This is a genomic window from Parabacteroides timonensis (assembly GCF_900128505.1).
GTDB lineage: Bacteria > Bacteroidota > Bacteroidia > Bacteroidales > Tannerellaceae > Parabacteroides > Parabacteroides timonensis.
This window is the reverse complement of the sequence record NZ_LT669941.1, coordinates 2,276,398-2,301,269: the sequence shown is the minus strand read 5'-3', so window position 1 is coordinate 2,301,269 and position 24,872 is coordinate 2,276,398. Positions and strand designations below refer to the sequence as shown.

Genomic DNA, 24,872 nt, shown 5'->3' with positions numbered 1-24,872 from the left:
GCCTTCTTGGGAGTAATCGTATCCTTGTAGCCGGATACTATGACGGTGGTGTAATAAAGGATTGTAATTGTTCATAGCTAATACTGTTTGGTTGTTGGGACAAATGTAGAAATAAAAAATCCGGATATCAAACGATACCCGGATTTTCTTTTTTATGAGATGGTTGTATTATGCTTGTCTGTAATACGCCAGATCTTCGCGGTTGAAGTTGTTGATGAAAGATTCGATCTTGTCAACTTCTGCCTGGCCGTAGTTGATATATACTTCGGCTGAACGGCGGTAACTGTCGTTTTTGTTGGCATCCTGAAGTAACAGGTAACCGAAGACACAATGAGCGGCAGCTTCTACCATACGGCGTGCCTGGAAGTCGATGTATTCGTTGTCTTTGGTTTCTGTAACCGCGGCAACTACTTTTTCGTACTTGTCGGTCATTGCTTTCAGCTTGTTCTTCAGACCTTCCAGTTCCGGTTTGTATTCGATGGCTTCGTATTCACGGATCTGAGCCAGGTAAGTACCTGTGGTGACGTGGCGGATCGCTGCAACCACCTGCAACTGGGTAGTTCCTTCGTAGATGTTTGTGATACGGGCATCACGGTAGATACGTTCACAGGCATAGTCTTTCATGAAACCTGAACCACCATGGATCTGGATTGCGTCATACGCATTTTGGTTGGCATATTCGGTGGTCATACCTTTACCCATCGGGGTATATGCATCAGCCAGTTTGCTGTATTTCTTCATTTCCTGACGTTCTTCCGGAGTTAGCTTACGTTCTTTGGATATATCGTCCAACGCCTTATAAACGTCTACGAAACGAGCAGTTTCGTAAAGCATGGAACGGGAAGCATCCGCTTTGGCACGCATCAGGGCTACCATTTCATATACAGCCGGGAATTCGATGATCGCTTTGCCGAACTGTTTACGTTCCGTTGCATAGGTGTAACCTTCGCGGTAAGCCGCTTCGCTCAAACCTACTGCCTGTGCCATGATACCCAGGCGGGCACCGTTCATCAATGCCATTACATATTTGATCAAACCTAGTTTGCGGTCACCGCAAAGTTCGGCTTTGGCATTCTTGAATACCAATTCGCAAGTAGGGGATCCTTTGATACCCATCTTGTTCTCGATACGGCGAACATTCACACCACCGTTACGTTTGTCGTAGATGAACATGGACAAACCACGACCGTCGCGTGTGCCTTCTTCGGAACGTGCCAGTACCAGGTGAATATCGGCATCACCGTTGGTAATGAAACGTTTTACGCCGTTCAGATACCAGCAATCGTCCTTTTCGCAGTAAGTAGCTTTCAGCATAACAGACTGCAGGTCGGAACCGGCATCCGGTTCGGTCAAGTCCATCGACATCGTTTCTCCGGCACAAACACGCGGGATATAACGCTGACGCTGGTCGTCGTTACCGAATTCATATAATGTTTCCGCACAGTCCTGCAATCCCCAAAGGTTTTCAAAACCTGCATCGGCACGCGATACCATATCGGCTGCCATGATGTAAGGAACGATCGGGAAGTTCAGGCCGTCGTAACGGCGGGGCATTGCAATACCCATCAGGCCGGCTTTGCGTACGGCATCCAGGTTTTCCTGAGTACCTTTGGCATACGTCACACGTCCGTTGGCAACAGACGGGCCTTCATGGTCTACGCCCTCTGCATTGGGAGCGATGATCTCACCACAGATTTCACCTACAATTTCCAGTACCTTTTCGTAGCTGTCCATTGCATCTTCGAAATCCTGAGGAGCATAGTCATATTTATCCTTGTCGGCATAGCCGCGTTCTTTCAGCTCTACGATCCGCTGCATCAACGGGTGATGCAGGTGATGTTTCATGCTGGGATTATCTAAATAAAAGTTAGCCATATCTTATTTACTGTTCTGTTTGTAATACTTGATCATCTTCGGGATCACTTCTTCAACCGGACCGTTGATCACATAGTCAGCGATGGTGTTGATCGGAGCGTTCTCGTCGTTGTTGATAGAGATGATAATACCTGCGTCCTGCATACCGGCAATGTGCTGGATCTGTCCGGAAATACCGCAGGCGATATAGAGTTTCGGGCGAACGGTCAGACCGGTCTGTCCGATCTGGCGGTCGTGGTCACAGAAACCGGCGTCGACAGCAGCACGGCTGGCACCTACTTCTGCATGAAGTTCTTTAGCTAATTCGAACAGCAGGTTGAAGTTTTCTTTCGACCCTACGCCATAACCTCCGGCAACTACGATAGGAGCACCTTTCAGGTTGTGTTTCGCTTTTTCAACGTGACGGTCGATTACTTTTACTACATAATCAGCATCGGATACATATTTTGCTACGTCGTGTTTTACCACTTCGCCTTTATAATTGGCATCCAGGATCTCTTTCTTCATCACACCTTCGCGAACGGTAGCCATCTGAGGACGGTGTTCCGGGTTGATGATGGTTGCCACGATGTTACCACCGAAAGCTGGACGGATCTGATACAACAGGTTTTCATACGTGATACCTGCCCGTTTATCTTCGTGAGGACCGATCTCCAATGAAGTACAGTCTGCAGTCAGGCCGCTGGTCAGTGCAGAAGATACACGAGGACCCAGGTCGCGACCGATAACGGTAGCACCCATCAGGCAGATCTGAGGTTTTTCTTCCTTGAACAGGTTGATCAGGACAGAAGAGTGGGGTAATGAAGTGTAGGGGAACAGGCCCGGAGCATCGAACACATGTACTTTGTCGACACCGTAAGGCAGTACCTGGCTTTCTACACCTTCGAGGCCGCTACCGGCAACAACTGCTTCCAGCTGGCAACCTAACTGATTCGCTAACTTACGACCTTTGGTCAGAAGTTCGAGACTTACATCGGCAATGGTTGTGCCTTCAATCTCACAATATACAAATACGTTATTCATAATCTTATCCGATGGTATGGTTAGCTAACAGTTCAACAATCATCTCTTCTATATCCTTATCCGCGCTGGTCAGCGTTTTGCTTTCCTTTGCCTGGAACACGATATTCTGTATAGTCTTTACCTTTGTAGGTGAACCGGACAGACCGCACTGTGTCAAGTCTCCGTTTACGTCGTTCACGCTCCATTCCTGGATATTCAGGTACGGGCGTTTTTCGTAAAGGTCTGCATACGGCAGTTCGCTCGGAACATCAGGATGGCAGGCAGTCGGTTGAGCTGCTTTTTCCTGTGCACCCATGGCACGTTTGTATTTCTGTACCAGTCGGGCGTTGCGCGGACGGCAGGGAGCTGCCGAGCCGTTTACTGTGATGACGATAGGCAGCGGACCTTCTACGGTTTCCACACCTCCGTCGATATGACGTTTAACGGTGATACGGCGTGCTGCTTCATCCACATTCAGGATTTCTTCAGCGTAAGTGATCTGTGTCAATCCCAGCTTTTCTGCTACCTGGGGACCAACCTGTGCTGTATCTCCGTCGATAGCCTGACGGCCACCGATGATGATGTCATAATCATTAATTTTTTTGATAGCCGTAGCCAAAGCGTATGAAGTAGCCAATGTATCGGCTCCGGCAAAGGCGCGGTCGGTTAACAAAAAGCCGCCGTCTGCTCCGCGGTATAAACCTTCACGGATAATTTCGGCGGCACGTCCCGGGCCCATAGTCAGCAATGTAACAGTTGATCCGGGGTAGGCATCTTTCAGGCGTAGGGCCTGTTCCAATGCGTTCAGGTCTTCCGGGTTAAAGATGGCGGGAAGTGCGGCACGGTTTACCGTTCCGTCTTCTTTCATCGCATCCTTTCCCACGTTGCGTGTGTCCGGAACCTGCTTCGCTAAAACAATAATTCTTAAACTCATATTAAATAGGAATATTAGATTTCTATTGTCTGAAAATTATTCGGTAATTAGTAAAAAATACCGAACTGCAAAAGTAGTCAAACATTCTTTATATCAAACAACTTTAACCTGAAATGTGCACACTTTAGGTTTTTTTGAGCAGTCGTTTTGAGGGATTATATTCATAAACCGATCTATATGTACGTCTGTTGATGATATGGTTCTGTCCTTTAAATAACAGACAACCGGAGCTAATATCACTATTAACCCCGGTCTTAATAAGTGTGTTTTTTATCTTCGATCAGATAAAATAAGGTTTGGCATTATTTGTAATTAATAACTTCTTATTTATTGTCCGATGTATCCCACCAGACACGCGTATCGAAATTATCCGGGCCTTGTGCTGCAATCGCTGCGTCGTAATTAGCCTTGTTTGTATTATAGTCGTCTGGATAATATACGCGACGATACGGGATATGTGTGATGGTTGCCGATGGGCCCGGCTTGATATTCGGAACGTTCAGGCGACGCCAGTCTGACCATGCCTCGACACCATCCTGCATAAAGTTGGCTAACCAGCGTTGCATGGCGATCTTTTCGATCTTTTCGGTATCGGAGCCCGTCAGTTTGATTGCATCCTGTATGATGTATTTGTCGAATTCGTCTGAACCGATACCGTATTGACCGAAAGAGGCTTTGATACCGGCATTATACAGTTCTTCCGCATTTCCGCCGATCCAGCCTCGTATGGCTGCTTCGGCTTCGATCAATAAAATATGTGACGGCGAAATCACAACGATAGGAGCATCCTGCTGATAATATCTTTCGTTGAAAAAAGCCATGTCTGTGTATTGTGCAATTTCTGTTTTGGTAAGGCCGAAAGGTACTCCATTGTATTCTCCTTCCGAATTAGGTACTGCATATTCTTTCAGGCGCGGATCGTTATAGGCTATCAATTGATCCAGAATGGTCTTTGATGGAGCGAAGTCTTTACGTCCACTTTCGATGATATTAGTATACAGAGGATTTTGGTTGGCTGTCTCCGGAAGGTATTTGTATTCCAACAACTCGCTGTTGTCTGTCATACCTCCGTCTGCATAAGCCTTGGCAAAACGTGCTTTTCCTATTTCCGGAGCTACATCGGACAGTTTGATGGCCATCATCATTCGTAATGAAGCATTCAGTTTCTTCCATTTGGCCACGTCACCGTTGTAAAGAATGTCATACGTTTTATCCAGTGTGCCGGATTCATCGAATTGTGCATACGCTTCGTTCAATTCTTTTTCCAGATCCTCATAGATGAATTCCTGCGTATCATATTTCGGATTGAAGTTCCCATCATCCCCTTTCAATGCTTCACTATAAGGGATCATACCCATGATGTCCGTCAGGTGCATGTAATAGAAAGCACGTAGTGTACGGCAACCGGCCAACTGGTTGGCTGTACTGCCCAGTTGTATTACGTTGGGTAGATCTTTGGTTTCTTCATCCGTATTCAGTTTGATAATTGTTTCCAGGTTACGGATATATTCGTAATAATAAGGACCCGTATTGAAATCAGTCATACCGAAATCCGAATATTGAATGTTCTGACGTTCCGAGAGGTATTGAGGAAACAACTGTGTCCAGGGATTATAATTAGCCACATAAGAAAACAGGGAGACATTCTTACAGGCGTACGTAAACAGGAAACGGGTTTCCGGGTTCGAAGGATTGTTAGGATCGATGTTGTCATCTCCGTAATCCCCGCAACTATTAAAAGATAATAGTCCGATTAATGCTAATGCGAATAATTTTATTTTTTTCATAACTTAATTCGTGTCTTTAAAATTAGAAGGTAAGATTTACAGTAAAGCCGAACGTGCGTACAGAGGCTGCCTGGCCGCCTTCAACATAGTTATAACTTGCTGCACCCATCTCCGACGGGTCGAGGTTGGGGGCTGCGGAATAAATTAACCAGGGATTCTGGGCAACAAATGATACACTGGCTTTCTTAATACCGCAATTCGTTTTTTGCAGGAAGGAGCGTGGTATATCGTATCCGATAGACAATTCGCGCATTTTCAGGTAACTGGCTTTATATACATAGTCTTCCCAAATGGTTCCTTTGCGACTTTGGAAATAATAGCTGGCATCTACGTAGGCTGTAACCGGCGTATAAGAACCATCCTGGTTTTCTACAACACCGTCGATGCGTACACCGCCGCCATCTTTTACTTGTGCACGAATAGGGTTACCCTTGTCGTTTGTACCTGTGGTCGATGCTAATAAACCGGAACTTTCGCCAAACATATTGGTGGCGGAAGCGATGACCCCTCCGACCTGGAAGTCGAACGACATTCCCAAATGGAAATCTTTATAACGCAGGGAAGTAGAGAAACCTCCGGTCAGGTCCGGTTGGATGTTGCCTAATTCCTCCTGTGCCGTTGATTCTACCAGCGGAGCATACGGGCCATACTGGTGGTTAGGATCGCTTCTTTCCTGTAAAATAATGCGTCCTTCCGGATCTTTTTTCCATGTGGAACCCCTGATTACACCGATCGGTTTGCCTACTTCTGCGTAAGAATAGATACGTGAAGACCAGCTTCTCCAATAGATTTGGTAAGTGTCTTGTCCATCGATTAGTTCTTCTAGCGTGTTACGGTTATGGGAGAGGTTGGCATTCAGTTCCCAGGTCCAGTCTTTGGTCTGGATGATCTGACCGCCTAAAGAGAATTCGATACCCCGGTTACGGATCAGACCTGCATTCATCTTTCGTGACCGGTAACCGCTGGCCGGTGTTGTATTCACATTAATGATCTGGTCTTTTGAGTCGCGGTTATAAAAGTTGAAGTCTCCCCATAAGCGGTCCTTAAATAAACGGAATTCCGTACCGACTTCATACGAGGTGGAGATAGTCGGTTTAATATACAGGTCTTTCAGGTTTGTACTATTCCACATATTGGAGAGTTGCCCGTATTTGATCAGATCACCACTGGAATTTTTTAATACATAGGTCGGATAAATATTATAAGGATTCATGGTTGAACCGACTTGTGCCATGGATGCTCTCAGTTTCCAGAATGACAACCACTCTGCATTCTTGATCCAGTTACTAGCTATGGCTGCAACGGAAACACCGCCATACAGGAAGCTGTTTTTGTCAGGATGCAGCGTAGAAGTCCAGTCATTACGTAAAGAAAAATCGAGATAATATGTGTTATCCCAGCCTATGGTGGCTGTTCCGTAAACACTCTGGTCGTGTTGTTTGGTCAGTTTGCTGCTTCCACCCGGTAAGCCGGAAGATGCTGCCGTACTAAAGAAGCCGTCCATGAATAGGCCGTCGCGGGTAAAAGCTTGTAATTCATTGAGATTATATACACGGTCTTCAAAGAATAAAGCGGCATCGACGGAAAGCTTATTGTCGATAAAGTGGTCGCTCCATGTTAAACGACCCTGTGTCTGGATGTCGGATAATTGATTTTGATCCTGCGTGTATTCGGAAACTTCGCCGTGTATGTTTTGGGGTAAACGTACTTCCTTTTTGTAACTACGGATATTCCCGTTTACGCGGATGCCGGCTTTTATATTTTTAATGAGATCCAGTTCTGCATCTCCACTGAATACATGCCACTGGTATGTTTTATCCTGGTTGATCTCGTTGAACAGGGCGAACGGATTCTCATGGAAAGCTGCGGTCAGATTTGTCGGGCTGGTGATATTCCATGAACGGAATGTTCCATCCGGACGTTTGTAATCTTTCAAATCGTTCAGGTTGACATTTGTATGTCCCCACTGTTCGTAAGAGTAGAGGGCATTTCCCAGTTCCTGGTATCCTTCGGCGGCAGCATTATGATTGTTGCGATAGGTATATTTGTAGTCCATAGAAACTCTTAAGCGGTCGACCGGCTTGAAGCTGGTTCTGACAGAAAGGAACCGGCGTGAGGCATTACTATTCGGAGTAATACCGTTGCGGGATACGTTGGAGAAAGAAATGCGGCTCATATAATCTTTCCCGGATTTTGTAAATGCAACATTGGTCGTATTGCTAACGCCGGTACGGAACAAATCGTTCAGGTCCATCTGCGAAGTCCACTGGCTTGTTTGTCCGAATCGAGGGTCTGTCGGGTCCCATGCGTACCAGGGGGCATATTCGCGACCATCCAGTTTTGGCCCCCAGCTGGCATCGTTGTTGTAGTCATAATAACGGACACCATCCAGCTTTTGCAGGTATGCCGGATGCTTATTCGGATCATATTTAAATATGGGCATTTCGGCATCGGCACCTAAATAACCTCCACCGTATTCGTCCTGCAGGTCGTAGCGGATATTTGCTTTATCCCAGGCGATAGTGTGGCTTACCGTTATTTCACTGTGTTCGCCTGTACCTCCTTTGGATGTAATGATAATAGCACCGTTGCCACCACGTGCTCCATACAATGCAGTGGCTGCCGGTCCTTTTAGAACGTTCACGGAAGCTACATCATCCATATTGATAGACATATTACTGGTGATAACTCCATCGACAACATAGATCGGTTCGTTACCTCCGGCCTCAGTTAATGAAGAGGTTCCGCGTAATACAATTTTGCCCGGATCGAAGGTCGCACCGGAAGAGCCGATGAAGCGAACTCCCGATACTTTACCAACCAAGGCATTATTCAGATCTGTTTGACGAACCTGGACTAACTCATCTGCTTTGAGTTGCTGAGTTGCATAACCCAATGATTTTTGTTTACGGGTAAGTCCTTGTGCCGTAACGACGATCTCTTCCAGGTCTTGCGTATCGGATTGAAGAACAACTGTAACCTGAGGCTTTACCGCTACATCCTGTGAGTTCATGCCTACAAAAGATATCTGGAGTATTTTACCCTCGTTGGGGACTTCCAGCGAAAATTTACCATCCATGTCTGTTACTGTTCCGACAGTTGTACCTTTAACAATAATGGATGCTCCAATAACCGGTAGCCCGTCGTCTGCAGAGGTAACGGTACCAGTTACTTTTTTTGTTTGAGCAAATGCTATTCCTGTACATAATATGAAGGATAGCAAACTGAGAAATAGTTTTCTTATCATACTTTTGAATTTTAGATTTATTAGGTTATTAAGGATTTATTTACTTTCAGATCAATTCATGCTTGTTTTTGAGCGATAGTTCTTGTAGAACTTGGTGTTCAAGGTTTGTGTATTTGTTTGTATCTGTCTGTGTTTCCTGTTGTTTTGAAAGAAATATTGCAGATTAGAACATGGTTTAATAATCTGGTAAGTAGAAAGCAAGTAGCTTTGCTTTGTTCTAATTGATTTTATTCTATTGATTAGTAAAGGTTTTGTTGTATTTGCTGGTGTTTTATTTTATAAATAAGCAACCTAAAAGACTGTATTTTCATTTTATTCTTTCGTTTTCAGTATAAAATACATAAACTCATTTTAGGATCAATATTTATTATTTAAAATAATTTTATTTTCATCGAAATGGGTATATTTTTAAAAATATTTTCATATATTGCACACCATCTACAGAGAACTGGTATTATTAATTAAAAAATGTGTCTATGAAAAGAAATCAATCTTATTATCCCTACCTTTCAAATAGGTATAGCTTTCAAAGTTTCTCGCTAAATAACCTATTCAATTTAATCTGTTGAAAACGGAATATTCATTTTTAGTATCACTAAAATTAGTTTAAGGAATTCCTGTGAAGTTTCGTTATTAATACAGGTGCTGAATCGTTTTTATAAAGGTACTGAGTTCTACAAGAACTATGTTTGTTTTTTCTGTAGATATATTGTATGGAGCATGTAAATCAATCTGAATGTGTGATGTGGTTTTGAGTGTCGGGAATAAATAGTAGTTATATAATAGTAATGTAAGTGGCTGAAAAAAGAGTAGGAAAATACTATTTCTGTTTTCAGCCACTTTTGTATTTATTTCAGACTACGAGAAACATCCAGTCGCTTTACAACCTGACCGTAGATAATCAGGGCAAAAGCAGAAACCAGAGCGATTGCTCCAAAGTAATACCAGATGTAATGAGCATTGGCACTGGCGGCTACCCATTCTTCATGTGTGGCAAAAAGTGTAGGTTCCGGGCAATATTTACTAAGCAGGAAACCGGAAAGGCCAAATCCGAGAATGGATGACAGGAATGAGTGAAGATGGCTGAAACCAAGATACAACCCTTCTTCTCCTTTGGGAGCCTGCAAAGAAAAATACTCGAGGAAACGTGGAGATATAAATGTCTCTGCCAATCCCTGGAAGACGATGCCGACTACCATCATAAAGGCGACCGGGTGCATACCCAGAATTGTGGTGCTTCCGTCGAGCATATTTCCGGAAGCCATGCAAAGAGCGGATACAGGCATGATAAACATACCGAATGTCATAGAGGTAAGTGCTGTTTTCTTACGCATTAATTGAGTGACCAGATTAACTGTTAATACAACAACCAGCGGGTTAACGTTGGCATACCAGGAAGGGGATGCTCCTTCACCGGCCAGACGCAAAACGTATTTAGGCATTGTGGCATATAATTGATGTTGAACCATCCAGAATCCGGAAATAATAAAGATCAGTATGATCAGGCGACCGTTTGTGCAAACTTTGATCAATGCCTTCCATATCTGTCCGAACGTCTTTCCTTCTCCTGAATGCTGGCTGCTCTTATAGAAGAACCAGATCGCTATCAGAGCCAGGAAGGTCATTGAAGCGGAGAAATAGTTGAGAGTGATCAATCCTTCGTTTCCTAAGGCTTCGCGCAATGGTTTTACGATGGTTTTGCCGGAGAAAGCTCCGATATTTACCATTGCATAGAATATGGAGAAACCTTTGGCACGGGTCTCGGGAGTTGTTTCTTTGGCTACAGTTCCGGAAATCACACTTTTGATGAATGAACCTCCGATAACGATCAGTATCATGACCGGGATAATCCCATAACGAAGATTACTTTCAAGCAATCCGGTAAATGTCGTCGTTGTCCCGTATTCGACCAGTCCGGCTGACTGAAGCCAGGTAGGGTAGAGTCCTAATCCGGCATAACCGATGGTCAGTAAGGAAAATGCCAGCAGCATGGAATTACGGAAGCCGATCTTATCGGCTAATGCTCCGGCAAAAGTCGGAAGAAAATAAAGAAATGCGGAGAATGTTCCGGCGATAGTTGCCGCCTGGATATCGTTAAATCCAAGAATACGGCTGAGGTAGAGTGTTATTACGATAAATACGCCATAGTAGGCTGCACGTTCAAAAAGTTCGACGGTGTTGGCAACCCAAAACGCTTTACTAAATTTGATTTTCTCTTTCTTTGCTGTCGTGTTCATATGATAGTTGTTTGTTTATAGAATTTAGAATAGAAATGTAAAACGCAGGTATAAGCAGATGAGAAAATTAGAGCTGCGTATACCTGCGTTGTTTACATACTGTATAAGTTATTTATTTCTTCGTATATGTCTGATGAATGGCTTTGTCGAACGCCTTCCAGTGTTCGTCCGTCATTCCCTGCGGGGTGAAAAGGCAAACGCCTGCCGCTCCGCTTTCCATGGCTCCGCGTACTGCTTCTTCTATTTCAGAAGGGATCAGTCCGTGTCCTTCCGGATCTTTGATATTGGCTTTGTTCTGCCAGTCGTGGCAGATGAAAAGGCCACTATAAACCGGGAATTTATTATTTACCGCATCTACCTCTTCTTTGGTGATCTTGCCAACCCAGGCAGCATCTTCCAAATAGAAATCATTGTAGTTCATAGGGAAGACGGCATCTATATTCCATTCGTCCCATTCCTGGCGAACCATCCATTTAGCATGGGAATCGGGGCCGGGGAATACAGCAGCGCTGACCTTTTTACCTTTGGCATGGACTGCATCGGCAATGTGATTGACTAGGTGAGTGATCACGTCGCAACGGAACTGTGCCCATTCCTTACACTTAGACGGGTCTTCCACTGTTTTGATATCGATACCTGTTGCTGCTTTGAAATCGGCAATGCATTTGTCGCAATAACAATAGTCAGCAGTCGGATACTCTTCGTTCATTACCAGTCCGTACTTTTCCCATAAGCCTTTTGCCAGGATGACATCGACATAGCGGATGTAGTCGAAATGAACATAATCAACATCGGGAATAGCGGCAATCTTTTCATATTCGCCAGTCAGGAAGTTAATTACATTTTCATTGTTCGGACACATGAATTTGTAGTAGGAGACATAAGCCTGTACGTTGTAGGCCGATTCTCCGTTACGGTTAACGGCATACCAGCTAGAATCGGCATCGCCTTTCAGCATCGTGGGTATCCATGCATGATATTCCAGCCCGTTGGCATGAGCCACTTTAGCGGCACGTGCCTGTTTTTCTACGTTGAAACCGGCATTATAGCAGACACCGTCCAGACCGTGAGATTTCCACTTGCTGAAATCGGCCTGTAAAGTTTCTTCGGTAGTTTTGCCGCCTTCACCTTGCCAGCCGTACGCTTTGATCTTTGTTTCAGGAGCTTTGGTGCAAGCCGTTGCAAACAATGCAACGGCTGCCAAAGCGATAAATACTTTCTTCATTCAGATTTGTTTGTTGTTTTTAAATTTCACAAGCACAGAGAGTCGGGATCAGGTTACGGTCGCCATAAGCGTTGTCTACGCGTGCCACATTGATCCAGAATTTACTGTCATGCAACCATTCCAGAGGGAAAGCTGCTTTGCTACGAGGGTATTCATGCTTCCATTCATCGGCTGTTACTTCGTATTCAGGATGCGGAGCATTTTTGAGCACATTATCTTCTTTGGAAGCTTTTCCTTCTTCTACTTCTTTAATCTCTTTCCAGATGCAATCCATAACTTCGGCGAAGCGGTCGAGTTCGGCCTTGCTTTCACTTTCGGTCGGTTCAACCATCAGCGTACCGTGTACGGGGAACGACAGTGTAGGAGCGTGATAGCCGAAGTCCATCAGTCGTTTGGCAATATCGCCTTCATCGATGCCGGATGCTTCTTTTACACCGCGGCATTCGAGGATCAATTCGTGGCCGACACGTCCTGTGGCTCCTGTATAAACGATTCCGTAAGTGTCTTTGAATTTAGAAGCTAGATAGTTTGCGTTCAGGATAGCAGTTTTAGTTACTGTTTCCAGCCCTTCTGTTCCCAACATGCGGATATAAGCGTATGTGATAGGAAGAACACCTGCGCTACCGTAAGGTGCGGAAGATACTGTATTCTGATCGCAACCCCATAATATCGGATGAGACGGCAGGAACGGAACCAGATGTTCCGCTACGCAGATCGGGCCGACACCAGGGCCACCGCCACCGTGAGGAATAGCAAATGTTTTGTGCAGGTTCAGGTGACAAACGTCGGCACCGATCGTACCCGGATTGGTCAGTCCTACCTGTGCATTCATATTGGCACCGTCCATATACACCTGTGCACCACATGCATGGATGATATCACACATTTCTTTGATATCGACTTCGAAGATACCGTGTGTGGAAGGATAAGTGATCATGGTTGCTGCCAGGTTCTCCTTATTTTCTTCTGCTTTGGCACGGAAGTCTTCCAGATCTATATTTCCGTTTTCGTCGCATTTAACAGTAACGGTTGTATAGCCACACTGGATTGCACTGGCCGGATTCGTACCGTGTGCGGAAGCCGGAAGGAGGACGATGTTTCTATGTCCTTGTCCGATACTTTCCAGATAAGCACGGATTACACGCAGACCGGTATATTCGCCGGCAGCACCTGAGTTCGGTTGCAGGGTAGCTCCCTTAAATCCGGTGATCTCTGTCAGATAGTTAGAAAGATTTTCAATCAACTCTTTGTAGCCTTCCACTTGTTCTTCCGGAGCATACGGGTGAATATTCTGGAATTCGGGACGGCCCAGTGGCAACATACTTGATGCTGAATTCAGCTTCATTGTACATGAACCCAGGGAGATCATAGACTGTGCCAGTGATACGTCTTTACGTCCTAGGCGGGTAATGTAACGCATCAACTCTGTTTCCGTATGATATTTCTTGAATACATCTTCCTGCAAGAAGTCGGACGTACGGGCAAATTTCTTATCGAAATAAGTCTTTTCCGGAATCGCTTCTTCCAACATATAATCTTTTCCGGCAGCTCCGGCAAAGATGTATAATAATACACCTATATCAGTCGGTTGTGTTGTTTCGTCGATACTAATACCTACTTGTCCGGCTTCGAAGTAACGAAGGTTTACTTTACATTCCAATGCGATTTCGCGAAGAACGTTCACAGAAACATGAGCCGGTAATTCGATCTTCAACGTATCGAAATAATCCTTATTCAGTTGTCTGTAACCCAGCTTTTCAAGTTCAGCTGCCAGGAAACCAGCAGATGCATGGATGCGTCCGGCGATATCGCGCAGTCCATCTGCACCGTGATAAACGGCGTAGAATCCGGCCATTGTAGCAAGTAGAGCCTGTGCGGTACAGATATTAGATGTCGCTTTTTCACGTTTGATGTGTTGTTCGCGAGTCTGCAAAGCCAGGCGATAAGCCGGATGTCCGTAAGCATCTTTCGAAATACCGATGATACGTCCCGGAATAGCACGTTTATATTCGTCTTTTGTTGCAAAGAATGCAGCAGACGGACCACCGTAGAACATCGGGATACCAAAACGCTGGCTACTACCGAATACGACATCTGCTCCCCATTCTCCCGGAGGAGTCAATAATACCAGGCTCATCAGGTCGGCTGCTACAGCTACACGGGTTTCGTTAGCGTTAGCTTTGGCTACAAATTCTTTATAATCTTCAATCGAACCGCTCGCATTCGGATATTGAACGATTGCACCGAATACATCAGGAGTGAATTCGAATGTCTTGTAGTCACCTGTTACCACCTTGATGCCTTGCGGGATCATACGGGTATTGATAACTGCAAGTGTAGAGGCGAATACATTCTCATCTACAAATAATGTATTGGCTCCGGCTTTAGCCTGTGCACGGCTTCGGCTACCGTAGAACATGGTAGCAGCTTCGGCTGCAGCAGTTGCTTCATCCAGCAGGGAACAGTTGGTAAGCGGCAATGCTGTCAGTTCGCTGATCACTGTCTGGAAATTAAGCAAAGCTTCCAGACGTCCCTGAGATACTTCTGCCTGGTACGGTGTATAGGAAGTATACCATGCAGGATTTTCGAATACGTTCCGCTGAATAGGGGCAGGACAGATGGTATCGTACCAGCCCATGCCGATATAGGATGTAAATACTTCGTTCTTGGATGCCAGTTCAGAGATATGTTCAGCATATTCCCGTTCCGTCATCGGTTCCGGAAGATTCAGAGGTTCTTTCAGACGGATATTGGCCGGAATGGTCTGGTCAATCAGTTCGTCAACCGATTTAACACCGATAGCTTCAAGCATAGCCGGAATATCTTCCTTTGCAATGCCGACATGACGGTTTACAAATTTATTTGTGTCCATAGTATTTAATGTGTTTATAAATAAGGATTGTTTAATTTTTCGTCGATGATTGTTGTTTCCGGACCGTGACCGGGATAAACGACTGTTTCGTCCGGAAGAGATAACAGCTTATCGTTAATTGCGGCTATCAGGACTTCCTGGTTTCCGCCCCACAGGTCTGTACGTCCGATACTGTTTGCAAACAAGGCATCGCCCACAATGACAAAGCCGTTTTTTTTATTATAGAACGCTACACTGCCGGGTGAATGTCCGGGAACAGTCAGTACCACCAATTCGGAATGCCCGAATTTGACCACTTCATTACCTGCCAGGTATTTCCCAACCGGAATATTTTCCATTTTACCGGGAACGCCGAATAGTCTCGCTTGTTCTTCAGGAGCAGGAAGCTGTTCAACATCCGCCTTGTTTGCCTCCGGTTTCAGGCCATACGTCTTATACACAAACGGATTGCCGAAAACATGATCCAGATGAAGATGAGTGCAAAGTAAATGCTTTACTATCAGCTTATTTTCAGAGATAAAGTCACTCAGTGCTTTTTCTTCTTCCTTACGGCAGCAACCACAGTCGATAATGACTGCTTCTTTCGTATCGTCATACAATACGAAGGTGTTTTCCTGAAAGTAATTAAATTGAAATGCTTGTATTGTAATCATAGCGGTACGTATACTACTTTTTTAGTTTGGAAAAATTCTTCTTTGAAATGCTCCCCCAGTTCGATAACGATCGCTTGTTTCTGGTAAGCATGTATCTCATGTTGGAGTTCGCCTCCTTTCAGGCAGATCAGTCCGTTGGGAAGTGCGTTCTGCTGTTCCTTTTTGATGTTTTTACGGGAAATTTTGATCAGATCGCCTAATGGCATAACGGCCCGGCTGACAACAAAGTCGAATTGTTGTTTTTCTTCTTCGGCACGGCAATGACGGAAAGTTACGTTTTTCAGACCGATAGCTTCCGCTACTGCCTGTCCGACCTTGATCTTTTTTCCAATGCTGTCGACCAGGTGGAACTGCACTTCCGGAAAGAAGATTGCCAGGGGAATTCCCGGAAATCCGCCTCCTGTACCTATATCCATTACGGTAGAGCCGTTTTTGAACTTCATCATTTTAGTTAACCCCAGTGAATGGAGCACATGATGCGGATACAGATTCTCTATATCTTTACGGGATATGACGTTGATCTTTGAATTCCAATCAGTATATAAATCATACAGAGCTTCGTACTGTGTCAGTTGCTTTTCACTTAGCTCCAGAAAATAAGTTTTTATAAGTTCCATAGATTGTTTTTAAAATGCCAGATGAGCGATCGGACTATCTTTTTTGAGCAGGTATTGTATTTCTTCATACGGAAGATGTACATTCGTTGCACCGACTACATAGGCTGCGATCTCATATTCATTAAATGTATAGGTAATCCCATTTCCGTCGACCAGGAAGTTATTGTTTGGGAAAATCTCGTCGATGCTGAAGAAGCCGATGCTTTCCAGGTCTTTAGCGTTCTCTACGCTGTTCTGTTTGGCGATCCGGTCTACAAGAATCTGAGCCAGGTCGTCCTGGAAATCTTCGATAAAAATATCGGATTCCGTAATCGGAGTACCCGTTTTCATGTTGATGACATGGTTGGCGCTTGCATGGGAACCATGCGCCCCTCCGGTATAATTATCAGTGTAGACCGAGTAACTGAGGATATCGTTCTGGTTATAGGCGATATCGTTGGCAGACATTTCGTAATAAGAGAACCAGGCTCCGACCGGCGTTTCGTCGGCTTTTGCTACTTCTTCTTTATATTCGTTTTCCAAGTCTTTATAATTATTCAGATAATCCTCCGTGTACTTGGCAACTGCTTCTTCCGGAGATAACTTTTCGTAACTGTCCCCGAAGAATGCAGACACAAATTGCTGCTGTATCTTTTTCAAGATCTCTTTATCGTCGTATTTGGCAGGATAGGTGAAATTTATTTGAAGGTTACAATTCGGGTTCTCCGGATTTTCAAGCAGGTGATAGGTTTTATCCACACTGATCGAGTCGAACTTTATATCATTATCCGCTGTCTTTTTTGTCCCGATATTACAACCACTGACAAAAATACTTATAAGAAATAGAGCCACCAATTTCTGGCATAATTGCGTCTTCATTGTGATACAGATTTAATTTTATACTTTAAATTGCAAATGTACATGTTTATCTCCAAATTACCGAATAGATAGCTATTGATTATTTAAATCTTCTGCTTATCTTTGTCCCGCGCATGAAATGCAAGGAGTTGCAATGCGCATCACTTTTTATTGGACATAAGCGTTTTAAATATTATTTGGCATTGAAATCTCGACAATTTCATTCCCAACAAATAATAGGCAGTAAATGCAGATGTTCTTGTCTATCTATGCACAATATAGGATTGTTTAAAATTGATTCGTGTATATGGATAAGAGCGTGGTACTGTTATATATATTGTTGGGGGGCCTGTCGAGAGCCTCAATGTCTATATATAAACAGTTTCCACGCTTCTTTTTTTGTTTTATCCAGTCGGGGAATTGATGGATAGTTTGTTAGCTTTGAATCATGTATGGTATGTTTCTGAAAAAAGATCTCAAAGATAAATTAACCCTTTACTTTTTGAAACAGCTGGAGCCGATTAGCCCTTTTGAAATTTGCTGGCAGGTTCAGACCTATGCAGCAATACATCAGATACACTTCACAGATACTGCATTGATCTTGCCGGAGACTTCCCGGCTGGTTCTTTATTCCGATTCTATAACCCCGAACCTGCAGGAGACTTCTTCCCGCAAAAATATCATATATTTTTCAGATGTCATTCATATTCTTGAATTTCAAGGTAGTTTAGAAGTCTTATTAAGAAATGGGTATGTTTATTTATTATCCGGTAACACTTCGGACTGGAAATTAATAGATATTTGCCCCGAAAAGAACCATCCGAATGCAAACCCTTTATTGGTCTGGTATTGGATATTTAGTGGAAATATACAATTTGCCTGGTGGCATTTGAAAGAGTATGCAATAAGAACTTTTTATTTATAAATGCGTTTTAAATGAACTAAATCAACGTTTGCTTGTTTTATTAATGTGGCATAGGGTAAAAGCCACCGCCTGAGATAAAATAATTCAAAATTTTACGGTTAGAAATTTGCCGGACTCACACGATGAATCCGGCACAGAATAATACTTGTCTGAACGATGCGTTCGGGGAGCTAAGATCGTTGTATCATAAACCAAAAATATATATGGCAAAAATTGAAATAAAAAACTTATCCATCCTTTTCGGACCTGAGAAGGCCAAAGCGAAAAAGATGATCTTAAAAGGAAAAAGTAAACAGGAAATCCTCAAGGCAACAGGATGTACCGTAGCTGTACGTAACGCCAACCTGGAGATAGAAGAAGGAGAGATGTTCGTAATCATGGGATTGTCCGGTAGCGGAAAATCGACATTACTGAGATGCATTAACCGGCTGAACGAACCTTCGATGGGGGAGATCCGTCTGGACGGCGTCGATATCACCCGTTCATCCGATAAAGAGTTATTACAAATACGCAGGAAAGAACTGGCTATGGTTTTCCAGCATTTTGGACTGTTACCCCACCGTACGGTGTTGAGTAATGTGTCGTTTGGCCTGGAGTTGCAGGGTGTTCCTAAAGAAGAACGGGAGAAGAAAGCACAGGAAAGTGTTTTGCTTGTCGGCCTGAAAGGATACGAAAAGCAGCGGGTAGACGAATTATCGGGAGGTATGCAACAGCGTGTCGGACTGGCTCGTGCACTGGCAAACAACCCGGAGGTACTTCTGATGGATGAAGCCTTCTCTGCCCTTGACCCGCTTATCCGCGAACAGATGCAGGACGAGTTGCTCCTGTTGCAGGAAAAGATGAAAAGGACGATCGTCTTCATTACCCACGACCTGGACGAAGCGATCAAGCTCGGCGATCGTATCGCAATTATGAAAGACGGCGAGATCGTACAGATCGGTACCCCCGAAGAGATCCTTACAGATCCGGCCAACGCCTATGTCACTCGTTTTACAGAAAGCGTAGATCGGGGACGTATCGTCACTGCTTCTTCGATCATGTTGAAACAGCCGGTCGTAGTCAGGCTTCGGAAAGAAGGACCTGAGACTATCCTGCGCAAGATGCGCGAGAAACGTTTATATGCCTTGCCGGTAATAGGAAATGAGGATCAGTTCATCGGTGAAATACAATATAAGGATGTCCTGAAGTTGCGAAAAGAGGGAAGTAAAGATGTTGCTTCCATTGTCCTCAAGGAAGTTCCTTCTGTATTGGAGAATACGACGGTGGAGGATATGCTTCCGTTACTACCGAAAGTACGGCAAGCTTTACCTGTTGTCGACGGCGAGAACCGGCTGATCGGAGTTGTCTCCCCCTCCGCCATCATCATTGAAATGACCGGGAAAGACCAGAAAGAAATAGAAGAAATAATTCAAAACGCAATAGACTTATGATTAATATCGGACAATATATAGAAATAGCCATCAACTGGCTGACAGAACATTGGGCCCCTTTCTTTGATATAATAAATAATGGCATCGGTAGCTTTATCGACGGCTTCCAACACGGCTTATTATGGATACCGTTTTATGTGATGATTCTGGCACTGACCGTTTTAGCCTGGTTTAAAGCGGGAAAAGGTACGGCGGTACTTACCCTGCTGGGGCTATTCCTGATCTATGGGATGGGCTTCTGGGAACAAACGATGCAAACGGTAGCACTGGTCTTATCCTCTACGGTTATCGCCCTGGTTTTGGGTGTACCGTTGGGGATCTGGACGGCACGCAACAACATTGCCGCCAAAATAATCCGTCCGCTAATGGATTTGATGCAGACAATGCCTGCCTTCGTTTATCTGATTCCTGCTGTATTGTTCTTCGGGCTGGGGCCTGTACCTGGAGCTTTTGCTACGGTGATCTTTGCGATGCCGCCGGTAGTCCGCCTGACAGACCTGGGCATCCGTCAGGTTCCGGAGGATATTGTGGAGGCGACCCGGTCGTTTGGGGCGACTTCGCGACAGTTGTTGTTTAAGGTGCAGTTGCCGCTGGCATTACCGACGATTATGACCGGGGTTAACCAGACGATCATGATGGCCTTGTCGATGGTAGTGATCGCAGCGATGATTTCTGCCGGAGGTTTGGGCGAGATCGTATTGAAAGGAATTACCCAGATGAAGATCGGGCTCGGTTTCGAAGGAGGTATAGCCGTTGTGATTCTGGCTATCGTGCTCGATCGTATAACCCAAGGATTTGTCCGTAAGAGATAATTCCGAGTGATTAACAAAAAAGAAATTTTTATGAGAAGATTAGTTATACTTATCAGTTTAGTCCTGCTTTTGGCAGTCATTATGTTCCTGTCCGGATGTAGCCGGGAGAAAGGTCCGAAAGAGATTTCGATCGGCTACGTGAACTGGTCGGAAGGGATTGCTATGAGCTACCTGGCTAAAGCGATGTTGGAGGAGCAGGGATACAAAGTCACGTTGAAAAATGCAGACATCGCGCCTATCTTTACTTCAGTCGCTGCGGGAAAAGTAGACCTTTTCCTGGATGCCTGGCTTCCGAATACGCATGTCGACTACATGCGGCAATACGGCGACCGGTTGGAAACAGTCGGTGTACCGTTCGACAATGCCCGTCTGGGTTTGGCTGTTCCTTCTTACGTAACAATCAATACGATAGAGGAATTGGAGACGAATAAGGAACGTTTCAACAACGAAATTATCGGTATCGATATCGGTGCCAGCCTGATGAACCTGACGGAAGAGGTCGTCAAAGAATATGACCTGTCGTTGAAGCTGATGCCGTCGAGCGGGCCGACCATGACCGCTTTTTTGCAGAAGTCGGTCGAACATAATGAATGGATCGTCGTCACCGGCTGGATGCCCCATTGGATGTTTTCGCGGTATAATTTGAAGTTTCTGGAAGACAGCAAAGGAATTTACGGGGATGCCGAACATATTGCAGCCGTTGCCACCAAAGGCTTCTCACAAACACATCCCGACGTGGCTCGGTTCTTCCGTAACTTCAAGTTCACCGGCGACCAGTTGAGTGAGCTTATGGACATCATGGAACAGTATCCGATGCGCGAATTGGAAGGAGCGAAAGTTTGGTTGAAAAAGCATCCGGAAATAGTTGATTTATTTTTATCTTCGCAAACAAATCAATTAACTCTGCAAAACGAATATGAAACTGATCGGGAAAATAACATGCCTGTTGCTGGCACTGGCAATCGGTAATCCTTTTATAAAAGGAGAGAATATGAAAAATCTGAATGTCGTATTTATAGGAAACAGTATAACGGAGGGAGCGTTGATCAAAAAACCTACGCACGATGCTCCCCCCGTCAAGGCTGCCTTGTACCTGACCAAACAACCCTCCGTCACTTCGGTAAAGTATTCGAACCAGGGTGTGAGCGGCTGTACGACTACCGACTACCTACCCCGGACGGAAAAACTTTTCCCGAGAGCAAAAGCGGCCGCCGACAAGTTCGCAGACGAAACATGGGCCACTCTGGTCTTCTCCATTATGCTCGGAACGAACGACAGCGCAATTACCGGCCCGAACGGTGCCCCGGCTTCCCCGGAAAAATATGGAGAGAACATGAAGGCGATCATCGACCAGTTGCTGGCGTTATATCCGAATTGCAAGATTGTCCTGCATCGTCCGGTATGGTATAGCCCGAACACCTATAACGGGGCGATGTACCTGAAAGAGGGATTGAACCGTTTGCAGAACTATTATCCCGTATTGCAATCGCTGGTGGCGGACTACGGCAAACGTTTCCCCGGCCAGGTTTTCATGGGAGATACCGATGGCTTCGATTATTTCAAAGAGAATTATCAAACCGATCTTTTCCCCGAAGACGGGAATGCCGGAACTTTCTACCTTCACCCCAATGAGAAGGGAGCAGCCGTTTTAGGACAGCTTTGGGGAAAAGCGATCATGAAAGCATTAGAATAGAGAATAGGTTAATCAGGAAATGCCTATGGGCAAAAAATATCCATCCGGATGGGAAACGAATCTCTTCCGGATGGATTTTTTATTTTTACCGGATGCTGCTTAATGGCAGAAAAGCAACACGCCGGATTTTGACAGAAAAAATCAATAATAACTAATAGCCCATATTTATCTTTTACCCAAGTGATGATCCATAATGGCGATGTGATGTTCGCCATACATCTTGAGCTTCTCTACAATATTCTTGGCTGTTGCTTCTTCTTCAACCTGTTCACGCACAAAACCCCACAGGAAATCCTGGGTAGCCTTGTCCTTCTCGGCTGCGGCCACGTCTACCAGTTTGTCGATCAACTCGGATACATGTACTTCATGCTGATATACATGTTCGAATATTTCCTGAGGCGTACCGAAGGCTGTCGGAACCACATTGATCTGGTCCAGTTTAACCTGTCCGCCCCGTTTGATTGAATAATCTATCATCGAATACGCATGTTCCAACTCTTCCTGCGACTGCTTTTTCATCCAGTGCGCGCAACCGTCCAAACCCAACTGGGCAAAATGAATGGACATCGACAGATAAAGGTTGGAAGACCACATCTCTGCAAGGATCTGCTCGTTAAGAGCATCGGATAATTTTCTACTTAAAGTCATAGCTGTATGTTTTATATATGTTTATAGTTTTACTTATAAAACAAACAGCTTCCGAATTTGTTCGGGTAGAATACGATTTGTTGCACCGGATATATATTATCCTTTATATTAATGTAATAAGAAATCCTTATCTTCGTTTTATAACTAAATATATCGTATATGAAAAAGAAAATAGAAATACTGATAGCCCGGTTACGGCTGGCCATCCGTTTACATCCGGTGGAGGTACTGCTATCGGTTGCCTTCGCACTGTTGGGATGTTTCCATTTCGAGAGCGGATACGAATATAAGTTTCTGGAAACCCCACTGGCCTATTTCCCCATCCTGTTCCTGGCGACATATATGTTGAACGGACTCTTCTCGCGGACATCTTACCGCTGGATCTATTACCTGTCCGCCCTCTTCTGCCTGCCTTTTTTCTTGTGGACGATGGAGAGGATATGGACGCCCCAGTACCTCGTATCGCTTGTCGTCGTGCAACTTGTCTACCTAGTGAGCGGCTGGAAGAAAGAGAATGATGAATTCGTGCGCGTCGCCCTCCGGTATATGAAAGCGATGCTGTCGGCCGGACTGTTAGCGGGTATCGCATACTTGTTGGCTATTTCGATCTACGTCTCCATACAATATATCTTCGAGATATGGCAGGGAAGCGACCGGCGTTTCTATACCGAAGCCGCCTACATTATATATATGTGCGCCATGCCCCTGTTGTTCCTGATGTTCAACCAGGCGAAAGAGGAAGGGGAGGAGAGCCGCAACCGCCTGTTCGAGGTTTTACTGAACTATGTACTTTCGCCGGCTCTGTTGATTTACGCGGTGATCCTATATCTTTACTTCATCAAGGTTGCTATCCTCTGGTCGCTACCGAAAGGGGCGGTTGCCTATATTGTTGTCAGCTTCGTTTCGGCTACCTTTATTTTGAAGGGATGTCAGGTCTTTCTTTCGAAACGGTATTACGACTGGTTTTACCGCTATGCCAGCTTTGCCGTACTGCCCGCACTGGTGATGTACTGGATCGGCGTCTACTACCGCATCAACCAGTACGGATTCACGGAGCCGCGCGTTTACCTGGTGGCGGTCGGAGGCATCCTGACCGGCCTTGTCGCACTGTTTTTCACCCGGCAGTGGGGGCGTTACCTGTATGCAGCATGCCTGGCTATCGTTTTCCTGTCTGCTGTGACCTATATACCCGGTATCACGGCAGAAGATATCGAACGGATCTCACAAACCCGGCGCGGCAATTATCCCCCGAAGGAAACGACCTACGATTTCCGCTCCTTCATAGAGATCGACGGCAATGCCCCAGTCGATATTTCCGGTTACCGGACATTGATACCTATCAGCGGGTACAGAAGTTCCAATAGTATGTGGACGACCATCGAGCGGGATACATTTTATATTTTTAACAAGGCAGAAGAGACTATTTACAGCGAAGATATCTCCACCTTCTGGAATAACCAGCTCTCCAAAGCAAGCATCCAGCCCGGCGACACCATTCCCGAAGAGGCTTTCCCCATTCTTCTTGAGTTTGATATGGATTCGGCAAAGCTCGTTTTCCAGACGATCAGCCTCTACCGCTCTTCGCCCGATTCGGCCTATCGGGTTTCCTACATGACCCCGGCCTGTTACCTTCAAAAGAAATAACCCGTCAGGCGTCCGGCATTTCCGGACGCCTTGATTATGCATTCATTTATTAACAGAAAATAGTACCTTTGCATTTCCTTAATATTATAGTTATGAAGAGATATTGTCAGACACTAGACTTGAAAGACGACGAAAAACTGATACAGGAATACATGTATTGGCACTCGCCTGAGAATTTTTGGCCGGAGATCGGCCAGGGTATCCGCGAAGTAGGCATACTGGATATGCAGATTTACCGCCTCGGTAACCGCTTGTTCATGATCCTTGAAACCCCCGACGACTTCGACTGGGACACCGCCTTCGCCCGCCTCGCAACTCTCGACCGGCAGGCCGAATGGGAGGACTTTGTAGCCCGTTACCAGCAGGTTGCCCCCGGTGCTTCGTCGGCCGAGAAATGGCAACTTATGGATCGCATATTCAAACTTCCCGAATAA

19 protein-coding genes are annotated in these 24,872 nt (G+C 45.1%); 7 read left to right on the top strand and 12 right to left on the bottom strand.

Going from position 1 to position 24,872, the window contains the following annotated elements; all coding sequences use genetic code 11:
- Positions 1–168 precede the first annotated feature (168 nt).
- The 11 genes from BQ7394_RS16820 to BQ7394_RS16770 form a co-directional block, all read right to left on the bottom strand.
- The gene (locus BQ7394_RS16820; RefSeq protein ID WP_075558489.1) at positions 169–1,875 is read right to left on the bottom strand and encodes an acyl-CoA dehydrogenase family protein; all 1,707 of its coding nucleotides are present in this window, start codon (positions 1,873–1,875) and stop codon (positions 169–171) included.
- 3 nt (positions 1,876–1,878) lie between these two features.
- Positions 1,879–2,898 carry an electron transfer flavoprotein subunit alpha/FixB family protein gene (locus BQ7394_RS16815; protein ID WP_075558488.1) on the bottom strand — a complete coding sequence of 340 codons (1,020 nt, stop codon included), beginning with the start codon at positions 2,896–2,898 and terminating at the stop codon, positions 1,879–1,881.
- A gap of 4 nt (positions 2,899–2,902) precedes the next feature.
- On the bottom strand, positions 2,903–3,811 hold the full coding sequence (locus BQ7394_RS16810; RefSeq protein ID WP_075558487.1) for an electron transfer flavoprotein subunit beta/FixA family protein: 909 nt from the start codon (positions 3,809–3,811) through the stop codon (positions 2,903–2,905).
- A gap of 323 nt (positions 3,812–4,134) precedes the next feature.
- Positions 4,135–5,598 carry a SusD/RagB family nutrient-binding outer membrane lipoprotein gene (locus BQ7394_RS16805; RefSeq protein WP_075558486.1) on the bottom strand — a complete coding sequence of 488 codons (1,464 nt, stop codon included), beginning with the start codon at positions 5,596–5,598 and terminating at the stop codon, positions 4,135–4,137.
- Positions 5,599–5,620: 22 nt separating this feature from the next.
- Positions 5,621–8,845, bottom strand: a complete 3,225-nt coding sequence (locus BQ7394_RS16800; protein WP_075558485.1) for a SusC/RagA family TonB-linked outer membrane protein — start codon at positions 8,843–8,845, stop codon at positions 5,621–5,623.
- 848 nt (positions 8,846–9,693) lie between these two features.
- Entirely contained in the window at positions 9,694–11,082 is a 1,389-nt protein-coding gene (locus BQ7394_RS16795) for an MFS transporter (protein WP_075558484.1), read from the bottom strand.
- 112 nt (positions 11,083–11,194) lie between these two features.
- Positions 11,195–12,307, bottom strand: a complete 1,113-nt coding sequence (locus tag BQ7394_RS16790; RefSeq protein ID WP_075558483.1) for a glycoside hydrolase family protein — start codon at positions 12,305–12,307, stop codon at positions 11,195–11,197.
- A 19-nt stretch (positions 12,308–12,326) separates the two neighbouring features.
- Positions 12,327–15,179 carry an aminomethyl-transferring glycine dehydrogenase gene (gcvP, locus tag BQ7394_RS16785; RefSeq protein ID WP_075558482.1) on the bottom strand — a complete coding sequence of 951 codons (2,853 nt, stop codon included), beginning with the start codon at positions 15,177–15,179 and terminating at the stop codon, positions 12,327–12,329.
- A gap of 14 nt (positions 15,180–15,193) precedes the next feature.
- Entirely contained in the window at positions 15,194–15,832 is a 639-nt protein-coding gene (locus tag BQ7394_RS16780) for an MBL fold metallo-hydrolase (protein WP_075558481.1), read from the bottom strand.
- A complete protein-coding gene (gene rsmG, locus BQ7394_RS16775) occupies positions 15,829–16,449 on the bottom strand; it encodes a 16S rRNA (guanine(527)-N(7))-methyltransferase RsmG (RefSeq protein ID WP_075558480.1) in 621 nt (206 codons plus the stop codon). Before rsmG ends, BQ7394_RS16780 begins: the two co-directional genes overlap by 4 nt.
- A 9-nt stretch (positions 16,450–16,458) precedes the next feature.
- A complete protein-coding gene (locus BQ7394_RS16770; RefSeq protein ID WP_075558479.1) occupies positions 16,459–17,307 on the bottom strand; it encodes a DUF3298 and DUF4163 domain-containing protein in 849 nt (282 codons plus the stop codon).
- 436 nt (positions 17,308–17,743) lie between these two features.
- On the opposite strand from BQ7394_RS16770, the gene BQ7394_RS16765 reads away from it, so the two are divergent.
- The 5 genes from BQ7394_RS16765 (at position 17,744) to BQ7394_RS16745 (ending at position 22,146) form a co-directional block, all read left to right on the top strand.
- The gene (locus tag BQ7394_RS16765; RefSeq protein WP_075558478.1) at positions 17,744–18,211 is read left to right on the top strand and encodes a hypothetical protein; all 468 of its coding nucleotides are present in this window, start codon (positions 17,744–17,746) and stop codon (positions 18,209–18,211) included.
- A gap of 203 nt (positions 18,212–18,414) precedes the next feature.
- The gene (locus BQ7394_RS16760) at positions 18,415–19,641 is read left to right on the top strand and encodes a quaternary amine ABC transporter ATP-binding protein (protein ID WP_075558477.1); all 1,227 of its coding nucleotides are present in this window, start codon (positions 18,415–18,417) and stop codon (positions 19,639–19,641) included.
- Positions 19,638–20,453: an ABC transporter permease gene (locus BQ7394_RS16755; RefSeq protein WP_075558476.1), complete on the top strand. Its 816-nt coding sequence runs from the start codon at positions 19,638–19,640 to the stop codon at positions 20,451–20,453. Before BQ7394_RS16760 ends, BQ7394_RS16755 begins: the two co-directional genes overlap by 4 nt.
- A 30-nt stretch (positions 20,454–20,483) precedes the next feature.
- Positions 20,484–21,422: a glycine betaine ABC transporter substrate-binding protein gene (locus BQ7394_RS16750; RefSeq protein ID WP_075558475.1), complete on the top strand. Its 939-nt coding sequence runs from the start codon at positions 20,484–20,486 to the stop codon at positions 21,420–21,422.
- Positions 21,370–22,146, top strand: coding sequence for a GDSL-type esterase/lipase family protein (locus BQ7394_RS16745; RefSeq protein ID WP_075558474.1), 777 nt, complete (start codon positions 21,370–21,372; stop codon positions 22,144–22,146). The genes BQ7394_RS16750 and BQ7394_RS16745 overlap by 53 nt, the downstream gene beginning before the upstream one ends.
- 165 nt (positions 22,147–22,311) lie before the next feature.
- On the opposite strand, the gene BQ7394_RS16740 is transcribed toward BQ7394_RS16745, so the two are convergent.
- On the bottom strand, positions 22,312–22,794 hold the full coding sequence (locus BQ7394_RS16740) for a ferritin (RefSeq protein ID WP_075558473.1): 483 nt from the start codon (positions 22,792–22,794) through the stop codon (positions 22,312–22,314).
- 159 nt (positions 22,795–22,953) lie between these two features.
- Here BQ7394_RS16740 and BQ7394_RS16735 point away from each other — a divergent pair, with 159 nt between their 5' ends.
- Positions 22,954–24,438: a DUF4153 domain-containing protein gene (locus BQ7394_RS16735; protein WP_075558472.1), complete on the top strand. Its 1,485-nt coding sequence runs from the start codon at positions 22,954–22,956 to the stop codon at positions 24,436–24,438.
- Positions 24,439–24,530: 92 nt separating this feature from the next.
- A complete protein-coding gene (locus BQ7394_RS16730) occupies positions 24,531–24,872 on the top strand; it encodes an L-rhamnose mutarotase (RefSeq protein ID WP_075558471.1) in 342 nt (113 codons plus the stop codon).